Origin of the sequence: Nocardia sp. NPDC004151, assembly GCF_042874235.1 — a bacterium.
Taxonomy (GTDB): Bacteria; Actinomycetota; Actinomycetes; order Mycobacteriales; family Mycobacteriaceae; genus Nocardia.
Window position 1 is genome coordinate 179,785 of record NZ_JBIAMR010000006.1, and the last position, 19,214, is coordinate 198,998.

The 19,214-nt window shown below is 69.2% G+C and carries 18 protein-coding genes; 8 read left to right on the forward strand and 10 right to left on the reverse strand.

The genetic code is table 11. The annotated features are described in order from the left end of the window. Positions 1-67 precede the first annotated feature (67 nt). The 3 genes from ACFYTS_RS16295 to ACFYTS_RS16305 form a co-directional block, all read right to left on the reverse strand. Complete coding sequence (locus ACFYTS_RS16295; RefSeq protein WP_357274766.1) at positions 68-538, reverse strand: hypothetical protein; 471 nt, start codon at positions 536-538, stop codon at positions 68-70. Positions 539-728: 190 nt separating this feature from the next. Continuing rightward, a complete protein-coding gene (locus ACFYTS_RS16300) occupies positions 729-1,688 on the reverse strand; it encodes a class I SAM-dependent methyltransferase (protein ID WP_387304896.1) in 960 nt (319 codons plus the stop codon). 95 nt (positions 1,689-1,783) lie between these two features. Next, positions 1,784-3,664, reverse strand: coding sequence for an ABC transporter ATP-binding protein (locus ACFYTS_RS16305; RefSeq protein ID WP_387304898.1), 1,881 nt, complete (start codon positions 3,662-3,664; stop codon positions 1,784-1,786). Between the two features lie 133 nt (positions 3,665-3,797). Between ACFYTS_RS16305 and ACFYTS_RS16310 the strand changes: the two genes are divergently transcribed. Both ACFYTS_RS16310 and ACFYTS_RS16315 read left to right on the forward strand, forming a co-directional pair. Continuing rightward, positions 3,798-6,575 carry an FAD-binding and (Fe-S)-binding domain-containing protein gene (locus tag ACFYTS_RS16310; RefSeq protein WP_387304901.1) on the forward strand — a complete coding sequence of 926 codons (2,778 nt, stop codon included), beginning with the start codon at positions 3,798-3,800 and terminating at the stop codon, positions 6,573-6,575. A 59-nt stretch (positions 6,576-6,634) separates the two neighbouring features. Beyond that, positions 6,635-7,558, forward strand: coding sequence for a DNA-3-methyladenine glycosylase family protein (locus tag ACFYTS_RS16315; protein ID WP_387305160.1), 924 nt, complete (start codon positions 6,635-6,637; stop codon positions 7,556-7,558). A 7-nt stretch (positions 7,559-7,565) separates the two neighbouring features. On the opposite strand, the gene ACFYTS_RS16320 is transcribed toward ACFYTS_RS16315, so the two are convergent. Genes ACFYTS_RS16320 through ACFYTS_RS16330 form a run of 3 tightly spaced genes read right to left on the reverse strand, consistent with a single transcriptional unit; the run spans position 7,566 to position 10,559 of the window. Beyond that, positions 7,566-8,840, reverse strand: a complete 1,275-nt coding sequence (locus ACFYTS_RS16320; protein WP_387304903.1) for an ABC transporter substrate-binding protein — start codon at positions 8,838-8,840, stop codon at positions 7,566-7,568. Positions 8,841-8,851: 11 nt separating this feature from the next. Further along, positions 8,852-9,682 (reverse strand): carbohydrate ABC transporter permease, encoded by an 831-nt coding sequence (locus ACFYTS_RS16325; RefSeq protein WP_357274754.1) that lies wholly within the window; start codon positions 9,680-9,682, stop codon positions 8,852-8,854. After that, complete coding sequence (locus ACFYTS_RS16330; RefSeq protein WP_387304906.1) at positions 9,672-10,559, reverse strand: carbohydrate ABC transporter permease; 888 nt, start codon at positions 10,557-10,559, stop codon at positions 9,672-9,674. The genes ACFYTS_RS16325 and ACFYTS_RS16330 overlap by 11 nt, the downstream gene beginning before the upstream one ends. 212 nt (positions 10,560-10,771) lie before the next feature. On the opposite strand from ACFYTS_RS16330, the gene ACFYTS_RS16335 reads away from it, so the two are divergent. The 4 genes from ACFYTS_RS16335 to ACFYTS_RS16350 are packed head-to-tail and all read left to right on the forward strand — an operon-like array spanning position 10,772 to position 15,623. Continuing rightward, complete coding sequence (locus ACFYTS_RS16335) at positions 10,772-12,652, forward strand: SCO2524 family protein (protein WP_387304909.1); 1,881 nt, start codon at positions 10,772-10,774, stop codon at positions 12,650-12,652. After that, entirely contained in the window at positions 12,649-13,581 is a 933-nt protein-coding gene (locus tag ACFYTS_RS16340; protein WP_357274747.1) for an SCO2523 family variant P-loop protein, read from the forward strand. The genes ACFYTS_RS16335 and ACFYTS_RS16340 overlap by 4 nt, the downstream gene beginning before the upstream one ends. Next, positions 13,578-14,627, forward strand: a complete 1,050-nt coding sequence (locus tag ACFYTS_RS16345) for an SCO2522 family protein (protein WP_357274745.1) — start codon at positions 13,578-13,580, stop codon at positions 14,625-14,627. Before ACFYTS_RS16340 ends, ACFYTS_RS16345 begins: the two co-directional genes overlap by 4 nt. A 12-nt stretch (positions 14,628-14,639) precedes the next feature. Beyond that, positions 14,640-15,623, forward strand: a complete 984-nt coding sequence (locus ACFYTS_RS16350; protein WP_387304911.1) for an SCO2521 family protein — start codon at positions 14,640-14,642, stop codon at positions 15,621-15,623. 9 nt (positions 15,624-15,632) lie between these two features. Here the strand turns inward: ACFYTS_RS16350 and ACFYTS_RS16355 are convergent, their stop codons facing one another. The 3 genes from ACFYTS_RS16355 to ACFYTS_RS16365 form a co-directional block, all read right to left on the reverse strand. Beyond that, the gene (locus tag ACFYTS_RS16355) at positions 15,633-16,493 is read right to left on the reverse strand and encodes a hypothetical protein (RefSeq protein WP_387304914.1); all 861 of its coding nucleotides are present in this window, start codon (positions 16,491-16,493) and stop codon (positions 15,633-15,635) included. A gap of 2 nt (positions 16,494-16,495) precedes the next feature. Further along, positions 16,496-16,966, reverse strand: coding sequence for a GNAT family N-acetyltransferase (locus ACFYTS_RS16360; RefSeq protein WP_357274739.1), 471 nt, complete (start codon positions 16,964-16,966; stop codon positions 16,496-16,498). A gap of 339 nt (positions 16,967-17,305) precedes the next feature. Then, positions 17,306-17,509, reverse strand: coding sequence for a hypothetical protein (locus ACFYTS_RS16365; RefSeq protein ID WP_357088694.1), 204 nt, complete (start codon positions 17,507-17,509; stop codon positions 17,306-17,308). Positions 17,510-17,762: 253 nt separating this feature from the next. Here ACFYTS_RS16365 and ACFYTS_RS16370 point away from each other — a divergent pair, with 253 nt between their 5' ends. Both ACFYTS_RS16370 and ACFYTS_RS16375 read left to right on the forward strand, forming a co-directional pair. Further along, positions 17,763-18,650: a helix-turn-helix transcriptional regulator gene (locus tag ACFYTS_RS16370; protein WP_357274736.1), complete on the forward strand. Its 888-nt coding sequence runs from the start codon at positions 17,763-17,765 to the stop codon at positions 18,648-18,650. After that, the gene (locus ACFYTS_RS16375; RefSeq protein ID WP_357088699.1) at positions 18,647-18,850 is read left to right on the forward strand and encodes a DUF397 domain-containing protein; all 204 of its coding nucleotides are present in this window, start codon (positions 18,647-18,649) and stop codon (positions 18,848-18,850) included. Before ACFYTS_RS16370 ends, ACFYTS_RS16375 begins: the two co-directional genes overlap by 4 nt. 98 nt (positions 18,851-18,948) lie before the next feature. Here ACFYTS_RS16375 and ACFYTS_RS16380 read toward each other — a convergent pair whose 3' ends face one another. Continuing rightward, entirely contained in the window at positions 18,949-19,146 is a 198-nt protein-coding gene (locus tag ACFYTS_RS16380) for a hypothetical protein (RefSeq protein ID WP_357274732.1), read from the reverse strand. Between the last annotated feature and the right edge of the window lie 68 nt (positions 19,147-19,214).

Sequence of the window (19,214 nt, forward strand, 5' to 3'; positions counted from 1 at the left end):
GTCATACCGCATGGTTTCCCGGAATGCCGGGATCCGCGGAATCCGTCGGGTGGCAGCGCGCCCGGGGTCAGCGGGAGCGGCGCAGCAGCCCGATGGGCGTGCGGTAGGCGTAGCGCGCCTTCACCGCACCCGAATCGGCCTCCCCGGTGACCCGGATCAGCGGGGCGCCCGGGAACCGCGGCAGCTTGACCCGATTGGCGACGGTGCCGTTGCCGGGTCGCACGCCGTCCGTGTCGACTCGCCAGCCGCGCGGCACGATCAGCACGATGGCGCCCGCACCGGCCGCGACCCGGATGTCGATCTCGCGCCGGGAGCACCGGGCCTGGGTGAAGTCGACCACCAGCTTGCCCGAGACGCATTCGGCGACCAGCTGTTTGGGGACGATCCAGTCCTCGTCGGTGCGTTTGGTGCCGCTGGTCACCCGTAGTTCCAGGGGAGGCGCGTCCATCGAGGGCCGATATCGGCGTGCACCGAGCACGCCCTCGATATCGTCGACGCGGGTCGCGGCCGTCTGCCGCTGCTCCTTGGTACGGGTCACCGAAACTCCTCCCCCGGCATGTGAAACGATCATGTGGGTTATGCCATGGGAGCTCGAATTATGCCGCATAGCAGGGCATTTCGGGAGGTCGGAGCGGGTTCTGCGGCCACAACACGGTGTCGGTTCGGGCACGGCCAGATCACGATCGCGCCCGATCGACATGTCGTCCCGCGGCATGGCGGGAGCCGGATCAGCGGCGGCCGACGAACACCGTGGTGGCCCCGAGAATGTAAATGTCCTCGCGCGCACCGATATACGTATCGGCGTCTCGATCCAGCAGGGCCGCGATGGTGGCCCGGTCCGCCGCGTCGAGGCGTTCACCGACCCGCTCGCTCAAACCGGTCAGCCACGCCACCACACTGTCGCGCACGGCCGGTGCGGGCGGCGCGGGGTGATCGGTGAGCACGCTGAAGGAGGTGGACTCGGCCAGCCCCGCCCGGGTCAGCGCCACATTCCAGCCGTAGGGCATGGAGACCGCGCCGGTGATGTCGGTGCGCATCTGCGCGAAGCCTGCGTCGCGCAGGCCCAGCAGCCGATCCTGCAGACCGGGTGCGCCGATGCCGAGTTCCCACGGCAGGCACCGCACGCTCACCCCGCCCTCGGCCAGCGCCAGCCGCCCGCCGGGACGCAGCAGTCCGGCGAAGCGTGCCACGCCCGCCTGCTGATCGGGCAGGTGATGCACCATGCGGGAGGCCCACACCAGGTCCGCGGCCGGGAGTCCCGCGCCGAAGTCCGCGGCCGCGGCATCGGCGGTCACCGTCTCGACGTGCACCCGGTCGTCGCCGTCCAGCGCGACCTTCACGGCCTGCTGGGCGACCTCGAGCAGTTCGGGCACGGCGTCGACGATCAGCAACCGGCCGCCGCCGCGGGCGAGTAGTTCGCGCGCGAACGCCACGCTCTGACCGCCCGCGCCCGCACCGATGTCGAGCACGACCGCCTCGACCCCGGCGGGAATCGATCCGACCAGTCGGCGCGCGATCTCGGCATTGGTGGCGGCCGACATGGCGTCGTCGCGCTGCAGGTCGGGAATCATGGTCGCCCAGTCGATTCCGTCGTGCGTGTGACCGTGACCGTGCGCATGCCCGTGGCCGTGACCGTGGGAATGCTGGTGTCCGTGCGTGCCTGCCTGTTCGTGGGAGTGAGCGCTCATGCCCCGACGCTATCGGGGAGCGCCCACCCGCCTCGAATCCTTTTGCCGATCCGGCAAGGTGTCCGGTCCGATCAGGCCGACCCCGCCGAGTCCGATCAGGCCGTCGCGGGCACGCTGGAATCGGCGAACTGGGTGCGGTAGAGCTCGGTGTAGCGGCCGTCCGCGGCGAGCAGTTCGGTGTGGGTGCCGCGTTCCACGATCCGGCCGTGCTCGAGCACGACGATCTGGTCGGCATTGCGGATCGTCGACAGCCGGTGCGCGATGACCAGGGCGGTGCGGCCGTCGAGCGCCTCGGCCAGCGCTTCCTGCACGGCCGCCTCCGAGGTGGAGTCCAGCGAGGCGGTGGCCTCGTCGAGGATCACCACGCGCGGCTGTTTGAGCAGCAGTCGGGCGATGGTGAGCCGCTGCCGTTCACCACCGGACAAGCGGTAACCGCGTTCGCCGACCACGGTGTCCAGACCGTCGGGCAGCGATTCGATGAGGTCGCGCAGCCGGGCCCGCCGCAGCGCGTCCCAGAGGTCGTCCTCGGTGGCCTCGGGCCGTGCGAGCAGCAGGTTGGCGCGAATGCTGTCGTGGAACAGATGCCCGTCCTGGGTGACCAGGCCGACGGTGTCCTGGATGGACTGCCCGGTCAGCTCCCGCACATCCTTGCCGCCCAGCAGCACCGCGCCGGAGTCCACGTCGTAGAGCCGCGAAACCAATTGCGCGATGGTGGATTTCCCGGCCCCGGAGGAGCCGACCAGCGCCACCATCTGCCCGGGCTCGGCGCGCAGCGACACCTCGTGCAGCACCTCCTCACCGCCCCGGGTGTCCAGGGTCGCCACATCCTCGAGCGAGGCCAGCGACACCTTGTCCGCCGATGGATAGCCGAAGCTGACGCCGTCCAGCTCGACCGCCACCGGACCCGGCGGCACCGGCCCGGCCAGCGGCGAATCCTGGATCAACGGCTTCAGATCCAGCACCTCGAAGACCCGCTCGAAGCTCACCAGCGCCGACATCACGTCCACCCGGGCGCTGGCCAGCGCGGTGAGCGGCGAGTACAGCCGGGTCAGCAGCAGCGAGAGCGCGACGACCGAGCCGGGTTCCATCTGTCCCTTCAGCGCGAGGTAGCCGCCGAGCCCGTAGACGAGCGCCAGCGCGAGCGCCGAGACCAGGGTGAGCGCGGTGACGAAGACCGTCTGCAGCATGGCGGTGCGCACCCCGATATCGCGCACCCGCCCGGCCCGCAGCCCGAACTCCGCCGACTCCTGCCGCGGCCGCCCGAACAGTTTGACCAGGGTGGCGCCGGGCGCGGAGAAGCGTTCGGTCATCTGGGTGCTCATGGCCGCGTCGAGCCCGGCGGCCTCACGCTGGATCCCGGCCAGCCGGTCGCCCATGCGCCGCGCGGGCAGGACGAACACCGGCAGCAGCACCAGCGCGAGCAGGGTGATCTGCCAGGACAGCCGCAGCATCACGGCCAGGGTCAGCGCGAGGGTCACCACATTGGTGACGACCCCGGACAGGGTGGTGCTGAAGGCCCGCTGCGCCCCGATGACGTCATTGTTCAACCGGCTCACCAGTGCGCCGGTCCGAGTACGCGTGAAGAAGGCGATCGGCATCTTCTGGACGTGGTCGAACACCGCGGTGCGCAGATCGAAGATGAGCCCTTCTCCGATGCGCGCCGACAGCCACCGGATCACCAGGCCCAGCCCGGCGTCCAGGACCGCGACCACCGCGATGATCACCGCCAGCACGATGACCGTCCGCGGCGCGCCGTGCGACACGATGGCGTCGACGACGCGTCCCGCCAGCACCGGCGTCGCCACCGCGAGTAGCGCGGAGACGATGCTGAAGATCAGGAACGACACCAGCTGCCGGTGATGCGGGCGCGCGAAAGCGAGGATCCGCTTCGCCGTCGCCATCCGCAGCGGCCGCTGCTCCGTGGGCGCGTGCATCTGCCGATAGAGCTGATTCCACGCCACCGATTCGATACTCATCCCCGCTCCTCACCTGTCCGGGGTACAGCAAACCCCGCACCACCGACACTAAGACCTCAACAAAGGTTGAGGGCAAGTGCTTCCGGCCTGGTCAGGAGTTCGCTCGCAGCGAAACCCGCCTAGGGTTGGACCCGTGAAGCGAGGTCGGGACGTGAGCGCGGCGTGGGAGCGGGCATTACGCGGGTCGATCACCGGCGAGGTCGACACCGGACCGCGCCGGCGGGCTGAGTACGCCTCGGACGCGTCGAACTATCGGGTGCCACCGGCGGCCGTCGTGTTTCCGCGCGACGCGGCCGATGTCATGGCCGCCCTCGATATCGCCCGGGCCGAGGGACTGTCGGTGACCGCGCGCGGGGCGGGCACCTCGGTCGCGGGCAATGCCATCGGACCGGGTCTGGTCCTCGACTTCAGCCGCCACCTGACCGGGATCCTCGAGCTCGACCCCGACCGGCGGATCGCCCGCGTGCAGCCGGGCGTGGTGCTGGCCGCGTTGCAGCGGCGGGCGGGGGCGCACGGGCTGCGGTTCGGCCCGGATCCCTCCACCCAGAACCGGTGCACGCTGGGCGGGATGATCGGCAACAATGCCTGCGGCCCGCACGCCGTGGCCTGGGGCAGGACCTCGGATACGGTGCGGGAGTTGCGGATTCTCGACGGGCGCGGCGTGGAGCGCACCCTCGGCGCCGATCCGTCGGTACTCGCTGGGCTGCCCGAATTCACCCGGGCACACCTGGCCTTGATTCGCACCGAACTCGGCAGATTCGAACGGCAGGCATCCGGATACGCGCTGGAACATCTGCTGCCGGAACGCGGTTCGTCGGCGGCCAAGGCCTTCGTCGGCACCGAGGGAACCTGTGGACTTCTGCTCGACGCGACCGTCGATCTGGTCCCGGTGCCCGCGGCGACGGTATTGGTCGTGCTCGGCTACCCGGACATGCCCACGGCCGCCGACGATATCGCCACGATCATGGCCGCCGGGCCGATCGCCGTGGAAGGTATGGATGCTCGCCTGGTCGATGTGGTGCGTGTGCACCGGGGCGCGGTGCCCGAACTGCCGCGTGGCCGCGGCTGGCTCCTGATCGAAATCGACGGTGACACAACGGAACAGGCGCGCGAGAAGGCTGAGGAATTGCGCGCGTCCGCCCACGCCCTCGACTCCCGGCTGGTGACCGACGCGGCCGTGGCTGGCGCACTGTGGGGCATCCGAGCCGATGGCGCGGGCCTGGCCGGACGCACCCCGGACGGTCATCCGGCCTGGCCCGGCTGGGAGGACGCCGCGGTGCCGCCCGCCCGCCTGGGGGATTACCTGCGCGACTTCGAGCGGCTCACCCGTGAGCACGGCGTGGACGGCCTGTTGTACGGCCATTTCGGCGACGGTTGCGTCCACGTGCGCCTGGATCTGCCGATAGCCGATGCGCCGCAACGCTTCCGCGCCTTCCTCGAGGACGCGGCCCGGCAGGTGGTGGGGTTCGGCGGCTCGCTGTCGGGTGAGCACGGCGACGGCCGCGCCCGTTCGGATCTGTTGCGGCTCATGTACTCCCAGGACGCGCTCGACGCCTTCGCGGGCTTCAAGGCGCTGTTCGATCCGGACGCGGTCCTGAATCCCGGTGTCCTCGTTCATCCCCGCCCGCTCGACGCCGACCTACGCCTGGCGGGTCTGCGCCCGGTGCCCACCACGGGTGGATTCGCCTTCCCCGCCGACGGTGATCTGGCCGCCGCGGTGCACCGCTGTGTCGGTATCGGCAAGTGCCGCGCGGACACTCCCGGCGGCGTCATGTGTCCGTCCTATCTGGCGACCGCCGACGAGAAGGACAGCACCCGGGGCCGCGCCCGAGTTCTCCAGGATGTCGTCAGGGGCGAGCTGGATTGGCGGTCGGAGGCCGTCGCGGAGTCCTTGGACCTGTGTCTGTCCTGCAAGGCCTGCCATTCCGAGTGTCCGGCCGGCATCGACATGGCCACCTACAAGTCGGAGACGCTGTACCGCCGCTATCGGGGCAGGCCCCGGCCGATCGATCACTACACCCTCGGTCAGCTGCCGCGCTGGCTGGCAGCGGCGTCGCGATTGCCGGGTCTGGTCAACGCGCTCAGCGGTGCCGGTCCGCTGCGCGGACTCGGATTGCGGGCGGCCGGAATGGATTCCCGCCGCACGGTGCCCGCACTCGCGAAGAAGAGCTTCCGCCGGACTTGGCGTCCTTCGGCGCCTCCGCAGGACGGGCCGGGCGTGCTGCTGTGGACGGATACCTTCACCGACGCTTTCGATCCCGAGATCGCCACCGCCACGGTCGAATTGATCGAATCGCTCGGCCATCACGTGCACATCCCGGACCGGCGCGTCTGCTGCGGCCTGACCTGGATCAGCACCGGCCAACTGGACGGCGCGCGACAGCGACTGCGCGCCACCGTCGACGCGCTCGACGCCCACGTCCGATCCGGCGGCGTGGTCGTCGGCATGGAGCCGTCCTGCACCGCCGCCCTCCGTGACGACCTCCCTCGCCTGCTCCCGGACGACCCGCGCGCCACCGCCGTCGCGGCCGCGGTGCACACCCTCGCCGAGTTCCTGGAGACCCAGCCCGGCTGGCAGCCCCCGGACCGCTCCGGCCGCACGGTGCTGGTGCAGCCGCACTGCCACCAGCACGCCGTGTTCGGATTCGCCGCCGACCGCAGGATCCTGGACCGCACCGGCGCGCGGGTGATCGAGGTCATCGGCTGCTGCGGACTCGCGGGCAACTTCGGCATGCAGCGCGGCCACTACGACGTCTCGGTCGCGGTCGCCGAGCGCGGCCTGCTCCCGGCCCTGCGCACCGCGCCCGCGAACGCGATCCTGCTCGCGGACGGCTTCTCCTGCCGGACCCAGGCCGCGCAGCTGACCGGGCGTTCCTCCCGCCATCTCGCCCAGTTCCTGTTGGACCGGTGAGGCGTCCCTAGAATGACGCGGTGACTTCCCCGCCGTCCGCCCAGCCCGCTCGCGGGCCGGTGGCTGTCGCCGCGGAGCACAGCCGGACGCTGAGCTCGGACCGGCCGCTGGATCTGGCCGCCACCATCTCCCCGCTGCGCCGCGGATTCGGCGACCCCTGCCACCGCGAAACGCCCGACGGCTCGCACTGGCACGCCTCGCGGATGCCGTCCGGCGAGGTCACCTACCGGTTGCGTCAGCGCGACCGGCACACCGTCGACGCCCGCGCCTGGGGCCCGGGCAGCGAGGAATTCCTCGCGCAGCTGCCGCGCATGCTGTGCCTGGACGAGGACGTCAGCGACTTCACTCCCGAACATCCCAAGATCGTCGAGGCACACCGCCGCAATCCGGGCCTGCGCATGCTGCGCACGGGTCTGGTGTGGGAGGCGCTGGTTCCCGCGGTGCTGGAGCAGAAGGTGCACACCAGGACCGCCCATGACTCCTGGCGGAAACTGGTGTGGCGCTACGGGACTCCCGCGCCCGGACCGGCCCCCGCCGGTCTGCGGGTGATGCCGGACGCCGAGACCTGGCGGCATATCCCGTCGTGGGTCTACCACCGCGCCAATGTCGGGCCGCAGCGCTCGAAAACCATTGTGCTGGCGGCCCGGATGGCGCCGAAGCTGGAGCAGGCCGCCACCCTGGGTCACGCCGACGCCGCGCACCGGCTGCGTACCGTGCCGGGGATCGGGATCTGGACGGCCGCCGAGATCGCGCAGCGCGCCTTCGGCGATCCGGACGCCCTGTCGGTGGGCGATTTCCATCTGGCCGCCATGGTCGGCTGGACTCTGCTGGGTGAGCCGATCGACGACGACGCCATGGTCGAATACCTGGAACCGCTACGCCCGCACCGGTATCGGGCGGTGCGGCTGCTCGGACTGGCCGGTTTCGCGCACAAGCCGAAGTTCGGTCCGCGCACGCCCTATACCGATCACAGCCGCATCTGAACGCCGATCACCGCTGTTCGGCGGCGGTGTCCGCCGCCCGCTGCGCGCGGGTCAGGGCTTCGGGCACCGGGATTCGGCCCAGGTACATCTCGTCGAAGATGGGCGTGATCGCCTGCAGCGCGACCGGGAATCCGGGCCCACCACCGGCGCTGATCGTCCGGCCGCGCAGCACGTCGAAGAACGGCGACACGTCCACACCGCGCCGCGCCCAGTAGTCGCGATACACCTGCTGCTCCGACACCACCGCCGGAATCGTGTTCCCGTCCAGGCCGAGGTAGCGGTTGCCGGCCGCGCTGCCCAGCCATGCCAGTACGCGCCGCACCGCGTCCGGATGTGCGGTGGCGGCATTGCCCGCGACCCCGATGGCATTGTTGGCGCTGACCCGACCGGCCGGTCCCTCGGGAATCATGGCCAATCCCCAAGGGAATCCGGCATTCCGTGCGATGGTGGCCAGATTGAAGGTGCCGGACTGGAACAAGGCCATCCGGCCCTGCAAGAAGGCGTTCTTGGCGAAGTCGCCGCTGGTATTGGTGTCGGCGGCCGATGGTGACAGCCGGTCGGCCACCAGACCCACGGTGTATCCGTAGGCGTCGCGCCCCTGCGGAGAGTCGAACGCGAACCGCCCGTCCCGCTGGAGCTGCCCGCCCGCCGAGCCCAGATACGGCAGCGCGATCGATTGAAAGTCGTTGGCGGCGTTGTACGGCCATGTGGAGACCGCGGCCAGCCGCCGCAGGACCGGCCGGAAGGTGTCCTGCCCGGGATCCGGATTCCACCGCAGTCCGGCCAGTTCACCCGGATCGACCCCGGCCTGCCCGAGCAGGTCCCGATTGACGTAGACCGCGCTACCGCCGTCCACGAATTGCGGTACCGCCCAGAGCGTCCCGTTCCGGGTGAACTGGGTGACGGCCTGGGGATCCCAACCGCGCGCGGCCTCCGGTCCGAGCGTCGCGCCGATATCCATCAGGTGTCCGCCGTCGGCGTAGTCCTCGTAGAGGTTGGTCCAGAACAGGTCGTCGGCGATCCCGCCCGCCACGTCCAGCCGTAGCTTCTGCGCGTAGGACGCCCACGGCACCAGCGTGATTCGCACCTCGACATCCGGGTTGGCGCGCTGGAAATCATCCAGCGAGGCCCGGTAGGCGGTGACGAAACTCTGATCCCAGATCCGCAGCCGCACCACCGTCCGCCCGCCGCTCTCCGCATCTCGCCCGAGCCACAGCGCCGCGGCCACCAGCAGTACCGCGACCACGATGATTCCGAGGACCGCCCGGGTCGAGTCCTTCACGTGGAGGCTCCTCATTTGAGTCCGGTCACCGCGATGGACCGCAGCACCTGCCGCTGGAAGACCACGAACAGCAGCACCAGCGGCGCGATCGCGAGCGTGGTGGCGGCCATGATCAGCGTCCACTGCGCGTTGTACCGGGTCTGCATGTTCGCCGTCGCCACCGTCAGCACCTGCCACTTCGCCCCGGACGCGGCGACCAACGGCCACATGAAGCTGTTCCACTGCGAGACCACCGTGATGACGGTGAGGGTGGCCAGAATGGGCCTGCTCATCGGCACCACCACGCCGAACAGGATGTCGAGGGTGTTCGCGCCGTCGACCCGCGCCGCGTCGATGATCTCCCCCGGGATGGCCAGGAAGTACTGGCGCAGCAGGAAGATCGCGTACGGCGACCCGAACAGGAACGGCAGCACCAGCGCCCAGAAGGTGTTGAGCCACCCCAGTTTCGCGAACATGAGGTACAGCGGCACGAGGGTGACCGCGCTGGGCACCATCATGGTCCCGAGGTATACCCAGAACAGCACGTCCCGTCCGGGAAACCTGGTGCGTGCGAACGCATATGCCGCCATGATCGACGTCACGAGTTGTCCACAGGTTATGCACACCGTCATCAGCGCGGTGACCGCGACAGCCCGGCCCAGCCCCTGATCCAGCACTGTGCGGAAGTTATCCACAGTCACTGGATCCGGTGTGGCCATGGCGGATTCGGCCGCGAACTGCTTGGGTGTCTTGAACGCCGTCATGGCGCTCAACACCAGCGGCGCGACCGTCAGCAGCGCCCCGAGAATCAACACCCCGTACGCGGCGACCGCCCGCGCCGCCGTCCGCCGGTCAGTACTCATAGCTGGTCCGATTCCGGAAGTACCGGTGCTGCGCCACCGTGATCACGAACATCACCGCGAACACCACCACCGCCATGACCGCCGCCCGCCCCGGATGCGCGGCGTCGAACGCCTCCGAATAGATCCGCATGGCAACGACATCCGTGTGGTGCCCCGGCCCGCCCTTGGTCAGCGCGTACACCGCATCGAAGGTCTGGAACACGCTGAGCACCCCGGTGACCAGCACGAAGAACATGGTCGGCCGCAATAACGGCAGGATCAGCCAACGCACCCGCCGCCACCCGACGGCTCCGTCCAAGGCCCCCGCGTCGAGGATCTCGGGCGGTATGGCCCGGATCCCGGCCACGAAAAACAAAGCCACATATCCGACATTCATCCACACGATGACCGCTGCCACGGCGGGCAGCGCCAGGCTCGGCGAGCTCAACCACTCCACCCGATGCCCCAGGACGGCGTTCAGCGCCCCGCCGGTCGGCGCGAAGATCCACTGCCACACCACGCCTACCGCCACGGGCGCGCACATCCACGGCAGCGCATACACCACCCGCAGCACGGTTCCGGCCCGCCCGCGTCGTGCCAGCAGCGCCGCCACCGCGAACCCCAAGACCGTCTGCACCGGCACCACCAGCGCCGTCAACACCAGTGTCACCAGGATGGAATGTCCGAATTGCCGGTCGGTGAGGACGGATCGCCAGTTGTCCCAGCCGGTGAATCGGGTGGGCCCCAGCAGATTCCAGCTGTGCAGGCTCAGCCACAGCACCACCGCGATCGGCAGCAACAGGAAGCAGCCGACCCCGAGCAGACTGGGCAGCAGCAGCGCGTAGCCGACCGCGGCGTGCCTGGTGCCGGCTGTGGCGCGGCGGGCCGTCCGGTCCATGATGGGCGACGCTACCGGCCCGGCGCGGGTGCGCGCGCCGTCCCACGCCCGACTTGCCCGATATTGTGTGATGTCCGATATTGCGCTGTGCGCGACGCGATTTCGAGCCGGCTTTCCACCCGGTGCGCGGCGTCGGCGCATGATAGTTTGTGCCGCGCTCGTACATCGCGATGACGGCGAGGCTGGCCACGACAGGGCAGGGGACGGCGTCGATGAGAATCAAGCCACGGGAACAGATCCTCGGAGTCTGGCGGTCGCTGCTGACCGCGTGCTACCAGGACGGGGCCTGGGTCTGGGGCGGCCGCAACGGCTCCAACTCCATCAGCGACGCCGAACAGCTGCTGTGCCTGTTGTATCCGGCCACCGAGATCGACGGATTCGGCCTGGAGACGCCCGACGAGATCGCCGACGACATCCTCGCGGTGCTGTCCCCACTGGGCGATGACGGCCTGCGGATCGGCGAGCGGGTGGTGTGGCTGCTCGAGCAGTACGTCGAACGGCACACCGACCACGATCCGGATACCGGCAAGGAACTGCCGAACTTCGCCGCGGGCAGCTATCTGGCCTCCTCCGACGGCGCCGAGCCGACCTCGGACCAGCACGCGCTCGAAGTCGTCGACTCCTATTCGATGTCGCTGACCCTGTGCCTGGCCGCCCTGAAGTTCCTGCGCGGCTTCAGCGGTCCGGTGTCGGCGCTGGCGGTGGGCCGGCGAAACCGGACCGCCATCGACCTGGGCCCCCGCATCGACCGCCTCGACGCGCACATCAATACCCGCCTGACCGCCGCGATGGTGGGGCTGATCCGCAGTTTCGTGGTGAACACGGTGACGCCCAAGTCCCCGGCGGGGCAGGCCATGCTGTCGATGCTGAATCAGACGGGCGGTTCCACCGACACGGTGGTACGGGCGGTGCGGGACCGCCTGGACCGGGTCCGGATCCGACTACGCAACGACGCCACGCTGAGCCAGATCGAGGGCGTCGACCTGGACAGCTCGGACATGCTGTTCGAATGCGGCTGGAGCTGGGCCATCGTGCGCAAGGCCGCCGACATCGACTTCGTCGACCTGCCCGTCGCGCAGCAGCCGGGCCACGCCGTCGCCCGCCCCTACCTGCATTTCACCGTGGTGGCGCTGGACGGCATCAACGACCTCACCTCGCAGCGCACCCGCGAACTCGACCTGCTCGATCCCGAGCAGCGGCGTCTGGCCGAGGCGCTGCAGCTGCGCTGGGATCTGGCTCAGCGCTACTGGGCGGCGGTGGCCCGCTTCGGCAATGGCCGCTGGCCGCTGGAGGACATTCCGTGGCGCACCTCCGACGGCGAGGAGTCCGACTACTTCAGTCTCATCGTGTCCGCGGTCCTCATGCAGGATCTGCTCAACCGCGAGGCCAATGACGACGACCTGGATCGCGCCGCCACCATCTTCGACGAACTGGCCCGCCGCGGCCGCATCATCCGCCGCTTCACCGCCGGGGACCCGGCCCGCACCATGCACACCCCGGGCGTGAGCCTGCGCCTGCTGGGCAGCGAGGAGCTGGACGGCCCGCTGCTGCTGTGGACCGTATCCGATTACGCCACGGTGCTTTTGAAGCGCACCCTGCAGGCGGCGCGGCTCTCCGGCACCATCGAGACCCGGGATCAGCTGATGGCGCTGGCCCAGGCCACCATGGACCACCTCGATCAGCGCGCCTTCCGTGAGGGACCGGCCACCGGCCTCTGGGACGACCCCAGCCGCATCTTCGGCGGCAGCGATTCGCATCTGCCGTCCTGGTATCTCACCGAGCGTGTGGTCGAGTGCATGGTGACCGCCGCCCGCATGTACCGGGAACCGCCACTGCGCGCGCCGAACTCGGCGACCCGCGCGATGGAGCTGCTCACCGAGGCCGAACACCTGCTCAACCGGGAGATACTGGAGCTCAGCGAAACCGACATCACCGCGGGCCGTACCGCATTGGCGCTGGCCGAGCAACGCTTGGAACGGGCCCGCACACTCATCGACGAGCGCCCGGGCACCGCCGTCAGTCTGGCCTCGCAGGCTCTCCTGGAGCTGGACGAACTCGCCTATGCCCGGCTCGACGCCACCAGGAGCGAATGACCGTGCTCGTGTTCTCCGCGTCCGACAAGGGCGGCACCGGCCGCTCGGTCACCAGCTGCAATATGGCGTACTGGCTGAGCATGAAGGGCCACAAGGTCGCCTATCTGGACTTCGATTTCGGATCGCCCACCGCGGGCGGGACTTTCGAGATCAGCCGCATCGACAACGGGGTGCGTGACGGCACCGGCCTGCACGCGTACCTGCTCAACGAGAACGGCTCCCCCGCCCGGCTGAGCGTGCGCTCGGAGACCGACCGGATGGAACTGAGCCGGTCCCGGCATCCCTCGGGCCGCCTGGTGCTGTTCCCCGGTGATCTCGGCGGCTCCGAGTTCACCACCCTCGACGAGCGCATGATCGACCGCTGCGCCGCTCTGTTCGCCACCTGCGAGCAGGAATTCGACGTCACCTTCGTGGATCTGAGCGCGGGCCGCTCCATCGCCCTGGCGCTCGCGCTCAGCGCGACCAAGCAGTCGCAGTTGTCGCGCGCGGTGTGCCGGTGGCTCATCTTCCATCGCTGGACCCGCCAGCACATCGCCGCCGCCCGCGGCCTGGTGCACGACGACCACGGGGTGCTGGCCACCGGGGAGGCGTGGGGACACGACCGCACCGGACTGCTGAACTCGCTGCGCTTCGTCCGCATCGCGGTACCCGAACTGAACCGCACCGCCGGGCTGCGTCCGGCCCAGGCTGCCTGGCTGCAGGAACAACACAACACCCTGACCCGCGCGGCCAACCGGCACGGGATGGGTCCGAGCGGGATACTGGGCCAGACCCCGGTGGAACCGATGCTGCAATGCCGGGAGCAGGTGATCCTGGATGTGGATGTCGCCGCCCACGTCGCCAATGCCGAGACCGTGGACGCGTTCCGCACGCTCACCGAGAAACTCATGAACGACGCCGTCTGGGAACAGGTGGAGATACGCAGATGAGCTCCGCGACCGATTACAGCGAGGCCGGCGAACGCAACCGCGTGGCCGGGCAGCCGCTCTCGCACCTGTCCATCGAGGTCGGGCACTTCTACATGGACGAGCTGGTGAACGGCGTCGACCGGATCCGCGCGCAACTGCGCAAGGTCGCGCCCATCGTCGAGACCCAGATCGCGGCCGCCGAAAAGGAATTCGGCCCGGGCGCGCGGGTCAGCACCTGCTTCCTGGTCGACGACTACTTCTGGGGCCGCACCCCGGGCCGCGGCCGCGACGCCCGCCGCGTCGCCGACCCCCGGCACGTGCTCGAGAAACTGCTGACCGCCGCGGAGGAATGCGAGGTCCGCATCGACTACCTGGCCCGTGAGGCCGGGTGCGCGGAGGTGCCGGCGTTCCTGGACGGTGAACCCGTGGGCGAACCGGTGCGGCTGGCCGAGATGATGGCGGCGCGCATCGTCGCCGAACCCGAACGCGACAGCACCGGACGCCGCCCGCCCACCGTCGAATCCGGCTGGCTGTGCAACGGCCGCCGCTCCTCGGAATACGATGCCGGACAGGCCATGCGGATCGCGCGGTACCGGCCACCGGAGGAGTTCGGGGCCCGCAACCACTCCATTTTCCTGGACGTCCAGCTGTGGAGTCGCCGGCTCGAGGAGGTGGCCGGACAGCAGGTGGAGCGCATCCTCTGGTCCTGCCCGTTCCTCGCCTCCATCTGGCAGTTGTTGCGGCTGGGGATGATTCGCGACGAGGGCGCCATGGTGGCCGCCCCGGTGGCGTGGGGCGACCCGTGGCCCGAGGAGTGGTCGCGGCTGCCCGCGGTGGTGCAGCTGAATCCGCAGGCCAAACCGTTCGCCGCCTATCGGGCGCTGTCGGTGTTGCCCTACAGCTACCTGGGTATCGAGCACGCGGTGCGGGTGATCCTGGACCACCTGCAACTCGACGACGATGTGCACGCCAAGCTCGCCGAACGCGGTGCGGGCGAACGGATTCCGGTCGCGGTGCCGCGTCAGGCCACCCGCCGGTTGAACCACCTGTTCCTCGGTGACGTCTGAGGTGGCCGCCGTATGAGCGATCCGCTGGTCCTGCTGGGGGAGGTGCGCACCGCGCTGCTGCCGAATGCGGGGGGTCTGGCGGCGCGGGAAGCGTCGGCGCTGCTCTCGCTGCTGCCCGGGCAGCGGGTGCTGATGCGGGAACGACCACTGGCGCTGGCCATCTCGCCGACCACACCGGTGGGCGTGGACTGCCGACTGGCGACGGTGTCGCGGTCCGACAGCCGGGCCATCGGCACGGTGGCCGCGCACGCCGTACTGGTCGGCGGCCGGGTGATCCAGAGTTCGGCCTGCTCCAGTGTGGTGCGGGCGGCCAATCAGAACCGGCGGCCCTGGTCGCACTATCTGAGCCGGGCCGGGACCGTCGAACTGGTGCACCGCATCGGCGACGACACCGCCACGGCGGTCGACCTCACCGAGGGCTTCCTGGAGGCGTCCAGCGCCACCACCCTCGACCTCGGCTCGATCAGCGAACGGCTACTCACCCGGGTGCGCACCGATCCGCGGCTGGACCAGGATCCGCCGGTGCACTCCGGGGCGACTCGGCTGCGCTGGGCCGCGCGCGTCGCGCCGCCGGTGGATGGGAGCGCGCGGGGGCGGACGCTGTTCGCCTTCCGGCTGGAGGACGAGAACACCCGGTCTGTCCGGATCATGGTGCCGACTGTCCGGGACCTGGCCGGGGTGCAGCGCTTCTGCGAAGACCTCGCCGTCCACGACTGGCTGCTGTCCACCCTCGCCGCCGCGTTGTCGGACGCGAATCGTCCCGTGCTCGAACGCGATCCCACAGGCGAACTGGCTCCGCTGCTCGAACAATTGGTGCACCTGTGGATGCCGGGTGCGCACACCCCGCCCCGGCTGCGCGAACTGTGGACCCGGCTGGAATCCGATCCCGGTTTCACCCGGCAGTGGACCGCGCAGGTCGGGCACCTGCGCGACCGGCTGGCGGTGGCCACCCTGGAAGCGCTGCGCAGCTCCAAGATCAGCACCGTGCAGTGGTGATGGCGGTGCTCAGAGCCGGAACCAGCGGCGCACCAGCAGGGCGAAGAACACCGACATGGTGACCGCACCGGTGTACGCCTCGGTGACGAACACCGCCCGGCCGCCCACCCGCAGGTGATCGGTGTCGCCGATACCGAGCGGGTTCAGGTAGTTCATCAGCACCTGGTACACGGTCACGGCCACCGGCTGCTCCGCGCGCAACGCCACCGCGCCGGTGAAGACCAGGAGCTGGAACACCACGAACCACAGCATCCGGAACGGCCGATACCCGTAGCCGCAGACCAGATCCGGGACCAGGCCGCCGAGCCGCCTCCAGGCCTGCGGCTGCGCCTGCCGCCGGGCCCGGGCCAGCGCGAGCCCGCAGCGGTCCTCGGCGTCGGTGTCCTCGTCGATGCGATACAGACTGCCCGCGCGCCGATAGGCCAGGGCGGCGTGTCCGGGCAGTCCGGCCTGGACGAGCGGACGTCCCAGACGTTCGTACGCCTCGGCGAGCAGCCGATTCTGGGTGCGGCTCAGCCGGAGCGGGCCCCGGAACTCGACCTCCGCGGCGATGAGCGCCGCGAGCAGCTGGTTGACCGGCACGGCCTGCGGATCCGGCCCGGCCGGGCGGAGCAGCGCGGGCGCGTAGATGTGGCCGAAGACGAGACTGTCGCCGGCCCGGCGGATTCCGGGCGGATCGTAGGTGGCGACCACCGCCTCGGTGTGCCGGGTGAACAGATCCAGCAGGGGTTGCTCGGTGGCGCGCCGCCGCAATCCGTGTGGCTGGGAGAGGAATTCGGTGATGCTCTCGCCGTAGGCGTCGGCGTGGCGCTCGATCCGCATGCTCATATCGGCCACGAAGGGTGACGACGGCGCGTTTCTCTCGAGCATGATCAATGGTAGATCCTGTGCACCAGCACATCTCGGGGCTCATCGGCCCCGAAGTAGGTGGGCTCGTGGTCCGCCCAGGCGAACCCGACCTCCTTGTACAGGTGATAGGCGGTGCGATTGCCCGGCTTCACGGTCACGTAGACCTGTTCGGCGTGGACCTTGCGGCAGTGGGCCAGCGCGGCTTCCAGCAGGACCCGGCCGAAACCGCGGCCGCGGCAGGCGGAAGCCACGGCGAAGCCGAGGAACCACGCCGTGCCGTCGCCGTCGATGGCGGTGAGGACATACCCGCACACCTCCCCCGCATCTTCAGCAACCGTCCAGTTTGCTCCGTGTAATTCGAACAATTGCCGCAGAACGAAATACGGATACGCGAGATGTTCGAACTCGACCACCTCGAGCGCTCGAATGGCGTCCAGATCCGCCAGCGACGCAGTCCGACATACCGGAATATCCGGCTCTTCGAAGGCCAACAACGGTGTTCCCCTCCACCCCGGGCGCAAGTGCGATGGATTCCAGGGTAAGCGTCACGCCGAAGGATGGGTGCGGTTCGGCCCGCTCGCCGTCTGTGGAACGAACGGGCCGAACCGCGCTGCTGCACGCGGTGGGGACCACGCCGCCGTCGCCCGGAGGTTAGGCGCGGGGCGTTCGAAAGCGCTGTGCCGCAGCGTTTATCGCGGCCGGGGGCATTCCCCGGTATGTCCCGGACCGCGAAAACTTCCGGGTGCGATGGCGCGTGGAACGGGTGTCGAGCACCAGCCACAACAGCCGATACACGACCCGGTCGAAGCCCGAGTGCGCTGGTTCGATGGACGTCATGGCAACGCGCGCTCGTCGAGCACGCACCGTCCCTCCTCCACCAGGGTGGCCCGGGCTCGTCGACGCACCTTGCAGGTCTGCACGGTGCAATCGAGGTGCAATTGCATTGCTGCGTGGGCCTGTTCGGCGGTCATCACCCCCGGATCCCGGCGGCAGCGCGACAAAACGGCGATGTGCAAATTGAGGGACGTCAGTTGCATGTCCAGACCACTCCTCGTTCCCGCTGGTTCCTGAAGTGCCCGGAGGTTCAGGAAAGGAAAGGGGCCTAGCTACACCGCTCCGGGCACATATCTAGCACACCACGAGCAGACGCCAAGCGGGCGAATTTCGACAAGGAGAACGCAAAATTGCGCGAATTCCCAGCAGCGAATCCACTTGGGAGAGGACGATTCTCCATAGTGGACGAACCTCGCGTCCCCCGATCCATGCCCGCGAACGCGAATGGAGCGTGTTGTGTCAGAAGGTCCCGCGTCATCCACCCTGCCGCGCCGCCAGCTCGGCCGCTACCTACGGGACTGGCGTATCCAGGCAGGATTGACCATCGCCGAGGCCGCCAAGCTGATGGAGTGGGGCGCCAGCACCCTGCAGCGGCTGGAGAAGGGCAACGCGGACCGCATCCGCACCATCGACATCCAGGAGCTGTGCCGGATCTACGGGATCCCCGCCCAAATCGCCGACGGACTCAAGGGTTTGGCGCAGCAGGCGGCCGTCAAGAGCTGGTGGCACTCCTACGGCGACCTGATTCCCGAGAACTTCGACGTCTACGTGGGTTTGGAGGCATCCGCGCAGCAGTTGTCCTGCTACCAATCGGAACTGGTGCCGGGCCTGCTGCAGACCTCCGACTACGCAAGGGCCCTGAACCGGCTCGGATACCCGGAAGAGACGGCGGCCGAGGTGGATCGGCGCGTTCAGCTGCGCATGCAGCGCCAGGCCATGATCACCCGGCGCATGCGCCCGGCCGCGATCGCCATGGTGTTGCACGAATCGGTATTGCGCCGCCTGGTGGGAGGTGCAAGGGTGATGGCGGCGCAGGTGCGGCACTTGGCGGAACTGAGTACCCGGTCCAATGTCGTCCTGCGCATTCTGCCCTTCGCCGCCGGTGTCCCCCTGGGACTTTCGACCGGCCCGTTCGTGATCCTGGAGTTCGGATCCGACGGCAAGGGGCAGCCGGTGGAGCCCCCGGTGGTCTACGTGGAGGGGTTCACCGGCGATCTGTATCTCGAGAGACAGGGCGACGTTCAGCGTTATCGCCGGGCCCAGGCGGGGCTGGAACGCTGCGCGTTGGACGTTCAGGACAGCAGAAGCCTGCTGCGGCAGGTGGCGAAGGAGTATTCGGCATGAGTGTGGAGCTTTCCGGGGCCCGCTGGTTCAAGAGCAGCCGCAGCGGGGCCGGTAAGGAATGCGTCGAAGTGGCGTTCCTGCCCGCGGGCCGGGTCGGCGTGCGGGACAGCAAGAATCCGCAGGGGCCGGCGCTGGTGTTCGGCGCCGCGGAGTGGTCGTCGTTCACCGCCGGCCTCGAAAACGGTCGCTTCGACAGGTGATTCACGTGCGGCGGACGATTCGCGAGCGCTGAGAAACTGAACGAGGTGCGCGGGCTCCATTGCCCGCACACCTCGGCATCAGTCGTTCACGATCACACTCAGAGAATCGCGACTACTCCGATCGCGACGGCGGCCACCAGCACACCGATCGCGACCGAAGGCATCAAAGCGCCGGTCAGTATGTATACGCCCATCGCCGATACCGCGAAGAGCATCCCTACGATCAGCCGTTCGACCCAGTCGTCAGGACCCAATTTGCGGTACCGGGGACGTGCATTCTTCAGTCCTCGGTCCACGAATAGTTGGATACCCATGTTTTAACGCGCGTAAACATGGTTTCGTTGCTGAACGGCTGCCGTTTCGT